The sequence below is a fragment of the Streptomyces sp. NBC_00285 genome (assembly GCF_036174265.1).
Lineage (GTDB): Bacteria > Actinomycetota > Actinomycetes > Streptomycetales > Streptomycetaceae > Streptomyces.
The window spans coordinates 4093993-4106920 of record NZ_CP108055.1 but is presented as its reverse complement, the minus strand read 5'-3'; the positions used below and the strand labels follow the sequence as shown (position 1 = coordinate 4106920).

General features: G+C 70.8%; 9 protein-coding genes. 8 read left to right on the top strand and 1 reads right to left on the bottom strand.

Annotated features, from left to right (window positions below):
- Window positions 1-355: 355 nt before the first annotated feature.
- The gene (locus OHT57_RS18965; protein WP_328747622.1) at window positions 356-1273 is read right to left on the bottom strand and encodes a sugar phosphate isomerase/epimerase family protein; all 918 of its coding nucleotides are present in this window, start codon (window positions 1271-1273) and stop codon (window positions 356-358) included.
- 131 nt (window positions 1274-1404) lie between these two features.
- Here OHT57_RS18965 and iolC point away from each other — a divergent pair, with 131 nt between their 5' ends.
- The 8 genes from iolC (at window position 1405) to OHT57_RS18925 (ending at window position 12895) form a co-directional block, all read left to right on the top strand.
- On the top strand, window positions 1405-2355 hold the full coding sequence (gene iolC, locus OHT57_RS18960) for a 5-dehydro-2-deoxygluconokinase (protein ID WP_328747621.1): 951 nt from the start codon (window positions 1405-1407) through the stop codon (window positions 2353-2355).
- Window positions 2352-3233: a Cgl0159 family (beta/alpha)8-fold protein gene (locus OHT57_RS18955; RefSeq protein WP_328747620.1), complete on the top strand. Its 882-nt coding sequence runs from the start codon at window positions 2352-2354 to the stop codon at window positions 3231-3233. Before iolC ends, OHT57_RS18955 begins: the two co-directional genes overlap by 4 nt.
- 10 nt (window positions 3234-3243) lie before the next feature.
- Window positions 3244-4059, top strand: coding sequence for a 5-deoxy-glucuronate isomerase (iolB, locus tag OHT57_RS18950; protein ID WP_328747619.1), 816 nt, complete (start codon window positions 3244-3246; stop codon window positions 4057-4059).
- Window positions 4056-5933: a 3D-(3,5/4)-trihydroxycyclohexane-1,2-dione acylhydrolase (decyclizing) gene (gene iolD / locus OHT57_RS18945; RefSeq protein ID WP_328747618.1), complete on the top strand. Its 1878-nt coding sequence runs from the start codon at window positions 4056-4058 to the stop codon at window positions 5931-5933. The genes iolB and iolD overlap by 4 nt, the downstream gene beginning before the upstream one ends.
- Before the next feature lie 16 nt (window positions 5934-5949).
- Window positions 5950-7452, top strand: a complete 1503-nt coding sequence (mmsA, locus tag OHT57_RS18940) for a CoA-acylating methylmalonate-semialdehyde dehydrogenase (protein ID WP_328747617.1) — start codon at window positions 5950-5952, stop codon at window positions 7450-7452.
- A gap of 278 nt (window positions 7453-7730) precedes the next feature.
- Window positions 7731-10361 carry an alpha/beta fold hydrolase gene (locus OHT57_RS18935; RefSeq protein ID WP_328747616.1) on the top strand — a complete coding sequence of 877 codons (2631 nt, stop codon included), beginning with the start codon at window positions 7731-7733 and terminating at the stop codon, window positions 10359-10361.
- Complete coding sequence (locus tag OHT57_RS18930) at window positions 10358-11224, top strand: ABC transporter permease (RefSeq protein ID WP_328747615.1); 867 nt, start codon at window positions 10358-10360, stop codon at window positions 11222-11224. The genes OHT57_RS18935 and OHT57_RS18930 overlap by 4 nt, the downstream gene beginning before the upstream one ends.
- A gap of 147 nt (window positions 11225-11371) precedes the next feature.
- Window positions 11372-12895, top strand: coding sequence for a vWA domain-containing protein (locus OHT57_RS18925; protein WP_328747614.1), 1524 nt, complete (start codon window positions 11372-11374; stop codon window positions 12893-12895).
- Window positions 12896-12928 lie beyond the last annotated feature (33 nt).

The following is a 12928-nucleotide window of genomic DNA, read 5'->3' as shown; positions in this document are numbered from 1 at the left end:
ACGGCCGTCGGGGGTACCGGGCGCTGCGCTGGCGATCACAAAGCCTGTGCCCCCGAGAACGACGCTCGGTGACCTTCGGTCAGCGCCTGTGTACCGGGTGTGACGCGCAACCCGCGTACACGCGACATGTGTGACACGGAGGTGGTGTTTGTGACAGAGGTGACGCAATGGCGCACGCGGGCGTGCGGGCGCGGCGCGTTGACATGGGCCGGCCCGGCCCTCCATCGGTGCCGCCGCAGGCCTCGACCGGGACCGCCGAGGCCTGCCTCGCGACGCCGGGCGCGCGAGAGCAGCGGGTGCGGGTGGACGGCTCGGGCTCCGTGCCGGACCACCCCGCGCCCCCGCAGCCGAAGGGCTACGCCCCGCAGGACCTCAGGAACGCCCGGGTCCGCTGAGCGATCGGCAACGGCTTGTCCGGCTCGCACGGGTACATGTCCTGCTCGACGATCGCGAACAGATCCACGTCCAGCTTCTGGGCCGCCTCCAGGACGGGCCCGAGCGCCGGCACGCCCGAAGGCGGCTCGCACATCACGCCCTGGGCCACGGCGGGCCCGAACGGCGTCCCCTTGGAGCGCACGTCCGCGAGGATCTCCGGGTCCACCTGCTTGAGGTGCAGGTACCCGATCCGCGACCCGTACGTCTCGATCAGCTTGACGCTGTCGCCGCCGCAGTACGCGTAGTGGCCGGTGTCCAGGCACAGCGACACGAGTGAGGAGTCCGTGACGTCCAGGAAGCGGACGACGTTCTCCTCGCTGTCGATGTGGGTGTCGGCATGCGGGTGGACGACGATCTGCAGCCCGTACTCATCCCGCACCCGCTGCCCGAGCCGCTCGGTCAGCGAGGACAGGTTCCGCCACTGCTCGGGCGTCAGGGTGTCCGATTCCAGTACCGCACCCGTCTTGTCGTCCCGCCAGAACGACGGGATCACGACCAGGTGCTTCGCCCCCATCGCCTGCGCGAGCACCGCGTTGTCCGCGACATGCGCCCAGGTCTTCTCCCACACGGCCTCGCCGTGGTGGAGACCGGTGAATACGGTGCCCGCGGACACCTTGAGGCCCCGGCGGTTCACCTCTTCGGTGAGGACCGCGGGATCGGTCGGCAGATACCCGTACGGCCCCAGCTCGATCCACTCGTAACCGGAATCCGCGACCTCGTCGAGGAAGCGCTGCCAGGGGACCTGCTGGGGGTCGTCGGGGAACCACACACCCCACGAGTCGGGAGCCGACCCGATCCGGATGCGGGACAGTGAGGGCTGAGGCGACAACGACGTCATGCCGGTCAGCTTCCGTTCGGACAGCAAGCGCTGTCAAGCTCTCGTCAGAATGTCTGGACAAAACATTGACAGGGCTCGCTGTCCGGGACTACAAACGCCGGGAGAGCCGACGCAGGTACGAAGGGAAGTCGATGGCGTACGACCTGATCACCATGGGGCGGATCGGTGTGGACCTGTATCCACTCCAGACCGGTGTCCCGCTGCCGCAGGTGACGTCCTTCGGCAAGTTCCTCGGAGGATCGGCGACGAACGTCGCGGTCGCCGCGGCACGCCTGGGACGGCGGACCGCGGTGATCTCCCGCACCGGTGACGACCCCTTCGGCACCTATCTGCACGAGGCCCTCCAGGGCTTCGGCGTGGACGACCGCTGGGTCACCCCGGTCCCCGGCCTGCCGACCCCGGTCACCTTCTGCGAGGTCTTCCCCCCGGACGACTTCCCGCTGTACTTCTACCGGCAGCCCAAGGCCCCCGACCTGGAGATCGACGCCCACGAGCTCGACCTCGACGCCCTGCGCGAGGCGAGCGTCTTCTGGGTCACCGGCACCGGCCTGAGCGAGGAGCCCAGCCGTACGGCGACCCTGGCGGCCCTCGCCCACCGCGCGAAGGCCGGCACCACGGTCTTCGACCTGGACTGGCGCCCGATGTTCTGGAACGACCCGGCCGCGGCCCGCCCCTTCTACGAAGAGGCCCTGCGCCACACCACCGTCGCCGTCGGCAACCTCGACGAGGTCGAGGTCGCGACCGGGGTGCGCGAGCCGCACGCCGCCGCCCGCGCACTGCTGGACGCCGGCGTCGAACTGGCCGTCGTCAAGCAGGGCCCCAAGGGTGTCCTCGCCGTCAACAGCAAGGGTGAGTCCGCGGAGGTCCCGCCGCTGCCCGTGAACGTCCTCAACGGTCTCGGCGCCGGCGACGCCTTCGGCGGCTCCCTGTGCCACGGCCTGCTGAGCGGCTGGGACCTGGAGAAGATCATGCGCCACGCCAACGCGGCCGGGGCCATCGTCGCCTCCCGCCTGGAATGCAGCTCGGCGATGCCGACGACCGACGAGATCGAAGCAGCGATCGCCGCAGGAGCCGTCAAGTGACCGTCGACATCACGGAACTCGTCCGCCTGCGCGCCGAACGCCCCGAGGCCGTCGCCGAGGCCGCGGCCCGCCGTACCCGCAGATCGCTCCTGGGCGCGAGCGGCCGTCTGATGATCGTCGCCGCCGACCACCCGGCCCGCGGGGCCCTCGGCGTCGGCGCCGACAAGTTCGCCATGGCCAACCGCGTCAGCCTGCTCGAACGCCTCTGCCTGGCGCTCTCCCGCCCCGGCGTCGACGGCGTCCTCGCCACCGCCGACATCCTGGACGACCTGCTCCTGCTCGGCGCCCTCGACGGCAAGGTCGTCATGGGCTCGATGAACCGCGGCGGCCTCCAGGGCGCCGCCTTCGAACTCGACGACCGCTTCACCGGCCACCGCCCCGAGGACATCGAACGCCTCGGCTTCGACGCCGGCAAGCTGCTCCTGCGCATCGACTACGCCGACCCGGGCTCCCTCACCACGATGGAGTCCACGGCCCGCGCGATCGACGACATGGCCGCCCGCCGGCTCCCCGTCTTCGTCGAGCCGTTCATCAGCGGCCGCACCACCGAGGGCAAGGTCAGGAACGACCTCTCCGCCGAAGCCGTCACCAGGTCCATCGCCATCGCGTCCGGACTCGGCGGGAGTTCGGCCTACACCTGGCTCAAGGTGCCCGTCACCGACAACCCCGACGACATGGCCGACGTCATGGCGACCTCCACGCTGCCCGCGGTCCTGCTGGGCGGCGAGGTCGGCGACGACCAGGACGGCGCGTACGAGAAGTGGCGCGGCGCGCTGCAACTCCCCACCGTGCGCGGCCTGGTGGTAGGCCGTTCGCTGCTGTACCCGGCGGACGGCGACGTGGCCGCCGCCGTGGACACCGCCGTAGGACTGCTGTGAGGGCCGCCGCATGACACAGAACGAGCTGTACGTCCCCAAGGGTGGCTCCGCGGGAGCCCAGTACACCGTGGACATCGACCCCAAGCGGGCCGGCTGGACCCACAGCAGCCTGCGCGTCGTCGAGCTGGCGCCCGGCGGCACGCACACCTTCACCACCGGTGACAGCGAGTGGATCGTCCTGCCGCTGGCAGGCGGCTGTACCGTCCACACCGGTGACGAAGAGTTCCAACTCCTGGGCCGGGAAAGCGTGTTCGCCGGAGTCTCCGACTTCGCGTACGTGCCCCGGGACGCCCAGGCATCGATCGCCTCCGGCGCGGGAGGCCGCTTCGCCCTGGCAGGAGCGAAGTGCGAGCGACGACTCCCCGCCCGCTACGGCCCCGCGCCGGAGGTCCCCGTCGAAGAGCGCGGCAGCGGCAGCCAGTTGCGGCACGTGCGCAACTTCGCCTCCGCCGACGCCTTCGACTGCGACAAGCTCATCGCCGTCGAGGTGATCACCCCCGGCGGCAACTGGTCCTCGTACCCGCCGCACAAGCACGACGAGAACCGGCCCGGCGTGGAAGCCGAGTTGGAGGAGATCTACTACTTCGAGATCGACGGCCCGAACGGGTTCGGCTATCAGCGCGTATCTCCCTCCCGTGAGGGCGGATCCGACGTCCTCGCCGAGGTCCGCTCCGGCGACGCCGTCCTCGTCCCCGACGGATGGCACGGCCCGTCCATCGCCCAGCCCGGCCACGACATGTACTACCTGAACGTCATGGCGGGGCCGGGTGAGACGCGGGAGTGGCGGATCTGCTTCCACCCGGACCACACCGAGGGGTACCGATGACGATCCGCCTGACCGTCGCGCAAGCGCTGGTCCGTTTCCTCGCCGCCCAGTACACCGAACGCGATGGCATACGGCAGCGTTCGATCTCCGCGACCTGGGGCATCTTCGGCCACGGGAACGTCGCAGGCCTCGGCCAGGCACTCGTCGAGTACGCCGACGACATGCCCTTCCACCAGGGCCGCAACGAACAGTCCATGGTGCACGCGGCCGTGGGCTACGCGCGTCAGGCCAACCGCCTCTCCGCGCACGCCGTGACGACCTCCATCGGCCCCGGCGCGACCAACCTCGTCACGGGCGCCGCCCTCGCGACCGTCAACCACCTCCCGGTCCTGCTCCTCCCCGGCGACATCTTCGCCACCCGCGTCGCCGACCCGGTCCTCCAGCAGCTCGAAGTCCCGTACGCCGGCGACATCAGCGTCAATGACTGTCTGCGCCCGGTGTCGAGGTACTTCGACCGCGTCATGCGCCCGGAGGCCCTGATCCCGGCGGCGTTGCAGGCCATGCGGGTCCTCACCGACCCCGTCGAGACCGGCGCCGTCACCCTCGCCCTCCCGCAGGACGTGCAGGCCGAGGCTTACGACTGGCCCGAGGAGTTCTTCGCCGAGCGCACCTGGGTCGTACGACGCCCGGGTGCCGATCCCGCCGAACTCGCCGAAGCGGCAAGGGCGATCAGGTCGGCCCAGCGGCCCCTGCTCGTCGCCGGCGGCGGAGTCCACCACAGCCGCGCCGAAGAGGCCCTCGCCGAGTTCGCAGCGAGCACCGGCATCCCCGTCGCCTCCACGCAGGCCGGCAAGGGCTCCCTGCGCCACGACCACCCCCAGGACGTCGGCGCCGTCGGCCACACCGGCACCGCCACCGCCAACGAACTGGCCCGCCAGGCCGACCTGGTGATCGGCGTCGGCACCCGGTACACCGACTTCACGACGGCCTCCGGCACGCTCTTCGAAAAGCAGGGCGTCCGCTTCCTCAACCTCAACATCGCCCCCTACGACGGCCACAAGCTCGCCGGCCTGCCGCTGGTCGCGGACGCCCGCAGCGCCCTGACGGACCTCACCGGGGCACTGCGGCCGCAGGCCCACCGGGTCACCGACACCTACGTCGACGAGTACACGCTCGACAAGGAGCGCTGGGAACAGCGCGTCGACGCCTGCTACGAGGCCGACGAGCCCGACATCAGGCCGACCCAGCCGCAGGTCCTCGGCGCCCTGGACGCCCTGGCCGACGAGTCGGACATCATCATCAACGCGGCCGGCTCCCTCCCCGGCGACCTGCACAAGCTGTGGCGCGCCCGGTCGAGGGACCAGTACCACCTGGAGTACGGCTACTCCTGCATGGGCTACGAGATCCCGGCCGCGATCGGTGTGAAGATGGCCGCTCCCGACCGCAACGTCTGGGCGCTGGTCGGCGACGGAACGTACCTGATGATGCCGACGGAGATCGTCACGGCCGTACAGGAGGGCATAGCGATCAAGCTCCTCCTGATCCAGAACCACGGCTACGCCTCCATCGGCGGCCTCTCCGAGTCGGTCGGCGGCGAGCGGTTCGGCACGGCGTACCGCTTCCAGTCCGACGACGGCACCTACACGGGCGCCCCGCTGCCCGTGGACCTGGCCGCCAATGTGGCCAGTCTCGGCATGCGCGTGCTGCGCGCGAAGACCGTACGAGACCTGCGGGCCGCGCTCGAAGAGGCGCGGGCCGCCGACACTCCCACATGTGTCTACGTCGAGACCGAAACGGCCGACACAGTGTCGGGCCCGCCTCCGGCGCAGGCCTGGTGGGATGTACCTGTGGCCGAGACCGCGACCCGACCCTCCGCGGTGAAGGCACGTGAGCTGTACGAACGGCACGTCTCAACCCGACGCCGCCATCTGTGAAAAGGAGTACTCGGTCATGACGAAGATCGTCAACCACTGGATCGGCGGCAAGCCCGTCGAGGGCGCGTCGGGCAACTACGGGCCGGTCACTGACCCGGCGACCGGCGCGGTCACCACGAAGGTCCCGTTCGCGTCGGTCGACGAGGTCGACTCCGCGGTCGCCGCCGCCAAGGACGCGTTCCAGACCTGGGGCACCTCCTCGCTCGCCAAGCGGACCACGATCCTGTTCCGCTTCCGGGCGCTGCTGGAGGCGAACCGGGACGCGATCGCCGAGCTGATCACCGCCGAGCACGGCAAGGTGCACTCCGACGCGCTCGGCGAGGTCGCGCGCGGCCTGGAGATCGTGGACCTGGCGTGCGGGATCACCGTGCAGCTGAAGGGCGAACTGTCGACCGAGGTCGCCAGCCGCGTGGACGTCGCCTCGATCCGCCAGCCGCTCGGTGTCGTCGCGGGCATCACGCCGTTCAACTTCCCGGCGATGGTCCCGATGTGGATGTTCCCGATCGCCATCGCGACCGGCAACACCTTCGTGCTGAAGCCGTCCGAGAAGGACCCGTCGGCCTCCCTCAAGATCGCCGAACTGCTCGCCGAGGCCGGTCTGCCCGACGGTGTCTTCAACGTCGTCCACGGCGACAAGGTGGCCGTCGACCGCCTCCTGGAGCACCCGGACGTCAAGGCCGTCTCCTTCGTCGGCTCGACCCCGATCGCCCGCTACATCCACACCACCGCCTCCGCGAACGGCAAGCGCGTCCAGGCCCTGGGCGGCGCCAAGAACCACATGCTGGTCCTCCCGGACGCCGACCTGGACGCGGCGGCCGACGCGGCCGTCTCCGCCGCCTACGGTTCCGCGGGCGAGCGCTGCATGGCGATCTCCGCCGTCGTCGCGGTCGGCTCCATCGGCGACGAGCTGGTCGAGAAGATCCGCGAGCGCGCCGAGAAGATCAAGATCGGCCCCGGCAACGACCCGGCCTCCGAGATGGGCCCGCTCATCACCAAGGTGCACCGCGACAAGGTGGCGTCCTACGTCACGGGCGCGGCGGCCGAGGGCTGCGAGGTCGTCCTGGACGGCTCCGGCTTCACCGTCGAGGGCTTCGAGGACGGCCACTGGATCGGCATCTCGCTCCTGGACAAGGTGCCGACCACCGCCAAGGCCTACCAGGACGAGATCTTCGGCCCGGTGCTGACCGTGCTGCGCGTCGACAGCTACGACGAGGGCATCGCCCTCATCAACGCCTCCCCGTTCGGCAACGGCACCGCGATCTTCACCCGGGACGGCGGCGCCGCCCGCCGCTTCCAGCTGGAGGTCGAGGCCGGCATGGTCGGCGTGAACGTCCCGATCCCGGTCCCCGTCGGCTACCACAGCTTCGGCGGCTGGAAGGACAGCCTCTTCGGCGACCACCACATCTACGGTAACGACGGCACGCACTTCTACACCCGCGGCAAGGTCGTCACCACCCGCTGGCCCGACCCGGCCGACGGCCCCACCGGCGTAGACCTGGGCTTCCCGCGCAACCACTGAGCCTGAGAGGAGGGGCCGCCCGCACCGCGGACGGCCCCTCCTCCATTTCTGAATTCCACAGGAGTCGGCCCCCGATCGCCCCGCAGGGGCGAAAGGGGGCGCGGGGAACTGCGCGACCAGCCACGATGGCGCGGCAGACGGCCAAATCGCCGATGAACCGAGCTCATAGCCGTACCGCGTCTGCTGTACGAAACGAGAACCCCTCCACCCCCAGGATGGCGACGAGTTCAGCCCTCGGGCGACAAGTCCCCGACAGTTTCACCCCGTACCGTTGAAGCATGGATCTTCGACGCCCCCGGAGGCCGAAACGGTGGATCGCCGCCACGGCCTCCGCCGTCGTCCTCGCCGCAGCCGCCGGGACATGGACAGCCGCAGCCTCCGACGACCCCCCTCCGGTGCACCGCGCGGACCAGGTCATGTCCATCGACGGCGTGCACATCGACACCTCGTACTTCACGACGAGCGGCGCCGAGAAGCGCCCCGCGGTCCTCATAGGCCACGGCTTCGGCGGCAGCAAGAACGACGTACGCCAACAGGCGCAGGAACTGGCCCGGGACGGCTACGCGGTCCTCACCTGGTCCGCCCGAGGCTTCGGTGAATCGACCGGCAAGGTCGGCCTGAACGACCCCGAGGGTGAGGTCGCCGACGTCAGCAAGCTGATCGACTGGCTGGCGAAGCAGCCCCAGGTCCAGCTCGACAAGCCCGGCGACCCCCGAGTCGGCGTCACCGGCGCGAGCTACGGCGGCGCGATCTCCCTCCTCGCCGCCGGCCACGACCACCGCGTGGACGCCATCGCCCCCGAGATCACCTACTGGAACCTCTCGGACGCCCTGTTCCCGAACGGCGTGTTCAAGAAGCTCTGGGCCGGCATCTTCGTCAACAGTGCGGGCGGCTGCGCCAAGTTCGAACCGCAGATCTGCGCGATGTACGAGCGCGTCGCCGAGTCCGGCACCCCGGACGCCCAGGCCGAGCAGATGCTGGAGGAGCGGTCCCCGTCGGCCGTCGCCAAGGACATCAAGGTCCCCACGCTCCTCGTCCAGGGCCAGACGGACTCCCTCTTCCCCCTGAACCAGGCAGACGCCGCGGCGAAGGCGATCCGCGCCAACGGCGCCCCCGTCGACGTCGACTGGATCGCGGGCGGCCATGACGGCGGCGACATGGAGACGAGCCGCGTCCAGTCCCGCGTGGCGAACTGGTTCGACCGCTATCTGCAGGACGACAAGGCCGCCGACACCGGCCCGGCCTTCCGCGTCACCCGCACCCTCGGCACCGGTACCAGCGACGGCGAACCCCGCCTCACCGGCGTCACCGCCGACACCTACCCCGGCCTGGAGAGCGACGACCGCAAGATCGCCCTGGCCGGCCGCGAACAGGACTTCGCCAACCCGGCCGGCGCCAGCCCGCCCGCCGTCTCGGCCCTCCCCGGCCTCGGTGGAGGCGGTCTCTCCCAGCTCTCCTCCCTCGGCGTCGGCGTCTCCCTCGACTTCCCCGGCCAGTTCGCCGCCTTCGAGTCGGCCCCGGTCAGGGGCGACCTCCAGATCACCGGCTCGCCCACGGTCACCGTGCACGTGAAGTCGACGAGCGACGACGCGGTCCTCTTCGCCAAGGTGTACGACGTCGGCGCGAACGGCCGGCAGACCCTGCCCTCCCAACTCGTCGAGCCGATCAGGGTCGAGGGCGCGAAGGCAGGCAAGGACGTCACGATCACCCTCCCGGCGATCGACCACGATATCGACGACGGCCACCGCCTCAAGTTGGTCCTCGCCTCCACGGACCTCGGCTACGCCTCCCCGGCGACCCCGGCCACGTACACCGTCTCCCTGAAGGGCGACCTGAACGTCCCGACGGCCCTCAGCGAGAAGAACACCCGGGCCCCCCTGCCCGCCTGGGTATGGTGGCTGCCGCTGTCCGGCGCGGTGCTCGCCCTCGGCCTGGTGGCCACGGGCCGCCGCCGTACGACGGCCCCCGCCGCCCCCGACCCGGAACTGGCCGAAGTCCCGCTGCAGATAACCGACCTGAGCAAGCGGTACGCCAAGTCCGCCGACCGTTACGCGGTCCGTGACCTCTCCTTCCGCGTCGAGAAGGGCCAGGTCCTCGGCCTGCTCGGCCCGAACGGCGCGGGCAAGACGACCACCCTGCGCATGCTGATGGGCCTGATCAAGCCGGACGGCGGCGAGGTCCGCGTCTTCGGTCACGCGATCGCCCCGGGCGCCCCCGTGCTCTCCCGGGTCGGCGCGTTCGTCGAGGGTGCGGGTTTCCTCCCGCACCTGTCGGGCCGCGAGAACCTGGAGCTGTACTGGCAGGCCACCGGCCGCCCGCCCACGGACGCCCACATGGACGAGGCGCTGGAGATCGCCGGCCTCGGTGACGCCCTGGCCCGCGCGGTCCGCACCTACTCGCAGGGCATGCGCCAGCGCCTGGCCATCGCCCAGGCCATGCTCGGCATGCCGGACCTGCTCATCCTCGACGAGCCGACCAACGGCCTCGACCCGCCGCAGATCCGCGAGATGCGCGAGGTGATGATCCGCTACGCCGCGGCCGGCCGCACGGTCATCGTCTCCAGCCACCTGCTGGCCGAAGTCGAGCAGACCTGCAGCCACCTCGTGGTCATGGACCACGGCCGACTGGTCCAGGCGGGCCCGGTCGCCGAGATCGTCGGCTCCGGCGACACCCTCCTGGTCGGCACGGCCGAACCGGTGGAGGAGCCCGTGGCCGAGAAGGTGGCGGCCCTGCCGGGCGTGGTGTCGGCGATCACCACCGAAGACGGCCTGCTCGTACGGCTCGACGCGGACGGCAGCGCACAGCGCCTGGTCGCCGAACTCGTCCGGCTGGAGGTCCCCGTCACGTCGGTGGGCCCTCACCGCCGCCTCGAAGACGCCTTCCTCACCCTGATCGGAGACTCCGCATGAGCAGCACCTCGACCGTGCGCGCGGAGGTCGCCGACGGCTACCGCGCGGGCCGCACCCTGCCCGTCCGGGTCGAGCTGGTACGGCAGTTGAAGCGCCGCCGCACACTCATCATGTTCGGCATCCTGGCCGCCCTGCCCTTCGTCCTGCTGATCGCCTTCCAACTGGGCGGCGGACCGGACCCCGGCAACAACCAGGTCAACCTGATGGACACGGCCACCCTGTCAGGGCCGAACTTCGCCGCGGTGAACCTCTTCGCCTCCGCGGGCTTCCTGCTGATCGTCCCCGTGGCCCTGTTCTGCGGGGACACGGTCGCCTCGGAGGCCAGCTGGTCCTCCCTGCGCTATCTGCTTGCCGCGCCCGTACCCCGGGCCCGGCTGCTGTGGTCCAAGCTCGTCGTCGGACTCACCCTCAGCCTGGCCGCGATGCTCCTGCTCCCGCTGGTCGCCCTCGCGGCCGGCACGGTGGCGTACGGCTGGGGCCCGCTGCAACTCCCCACCGGCGGCTCACTGGAAGCCGGCACCGCGGCCCAACGCCTGCTGATCACCGTGGCGTACATCTTCGTCTCCCAACTCGTCACCGCCGCCCTGGCGTTCTGGCTCTCCACCCGGACGGACGCCCCGCTCGGTGCGGTCGGCGGTGCGGTCGGCCTGACCATCGTCGGCAATGTGCTCGACCAGGTGACGGCCCTCGGCGACTGGCGCGACTTCCTCCCCTCGCACTGGCAGTACGCCTGGCTGGACGCCGTCCAACCCCGCCTGGAGTGGTCCGACATGATCCAGGGCACCTCCCTGTCGGTAACGCTCGCCCTGGTGCTGTTTGCCCTGGCCTTCCGGGGTTTCGCCCGCAAGGACGTCGTCTCCTAGGTCAACGGAAGATCACCCACCGGTCTCGACGGCCCCCTGCCGTGCCCCCTTCGAGACCCATCCGCAACGCTCCGTAACGCACGTTCCGCCCCCTGGTGCCGTCACAGTCACAGATGTCGACGTCAACAGGCCCAGGGGGTACGGACGATGGAACGACAGCGAACACGACAGGTGATACTCGCGCTCACACTGGCGGGTGGTCTGCTGCTCACCGGCTGCGGCGGAAGCGACGACGGCGGCGACAAGAGCAGCGCGGACGGGTCGAAGGGCGGCTCGTACGACTCGGGCTTCCCGGCCCCGAACCAGCCACAGGGCGAGACGGACTCCGACGAGTCCCGCGGCGAGCACGCCGCCCCGTCGTCCCCCGACTACCTCTCCACCTTCGCTCTCGACGTCGACACCGCCTCCTACGGCTACGCCCGCCGCACTCTCGCCGAGGGCCGCCGTCCGGCACCCTCGACGATCCGCCCCGAGGAATTCGTCAACAGCTTCCGCCAGGACTACGACCGCCCCGACGGCAACGGCTTCACGGTCACCGTCGACGGCGCCCGCACCGACCGGGACGACTGGTCGCTGGTGCGCGTGGGCCTGGCCACGAGGGGTGCACCGGCCGACCCGGACGACCGCCGGCCCGCCGCCCTCACCTTCGTCATCGACATCTCCGGCTCCATGGCCGAACCCGGCCGCCTCGACCTCGCCCAGCAGTCCCTCGACACGATGACGGAGCGCCTGCACGACGACGACTCGGTCGCCGTCGTCACCTTCAGCGACCAGGCCGAGACCGTCCTGCCGATGACCCGTCTGGGCGGTCACCGCGGCCGGATCCACGAGGCGATCGACGGTCTGGAACCGACGTACTCCACCAACCTCGCCGCGGGCGTCGAGACCGGCTACCGGACGGCCGTCGAGGGTCTGCGCAAGGGCGCCACCAACCGTGTGGTCCTCATCTCCGACGCCCTCGCCAACGACGGCGACACCAGCCCCGACTCCATCCTCGACCGCATCGACACCGCCCGCCGCGAACACGGCATCACCCTCTTCGGCGTCGGCGTCGGCAGCGACTACGGCGACGCCCTGATGGAACGCCTCGCCGACAAGGGCGACGGTCACACCGTCTACGTCTCCGGCGCCGACGACGCCGAGAAGGTCTTCTGCGAGCAGCTCCCGCAGAACATCGACCTCACAGCCCGCGACGCCAAGGCCCAGGTCGCCTTCGACCCCGAGACCGTGGCCTCCTTCCGCCTCATCGGCTACGACGACCGCCGCGTCGCCGACGACGACTTCCGCGACGACCGCGTGGACGGCGGCGAGGTCGGCCCCGGCCACACCGTCACCGCCCTCTACGCGGTCCGCACCCGACCCGGCGCCGACGGCCACCTCGCGACCGCGACCGTTCGCTGGCAGGACCCGAAAACCCGCGCCCCGCACGAGGAGTCCGGACAACTGGACACCCTGGACGGCTCTTTGTGGGACGCGAGCCCCCGCTTCCAGGTGGACGCGGTAGCCGCCTACTTCGCCGACGCCCTGCGCGACAGCGGGAGTCGGCTCCCCGGCCGCCCCTCCCTGAGTGAACTGGCCAATCGCGCGGACCACTTGGCCGACACCACCGAGGACAAGGCGGTACGCCAGCTCGCCGACACCATCCGCGAGGCCCGGCGCCTCGCGGACTAGCGGCCGGCCCCATTGACCTTTTCCTACTTGCGA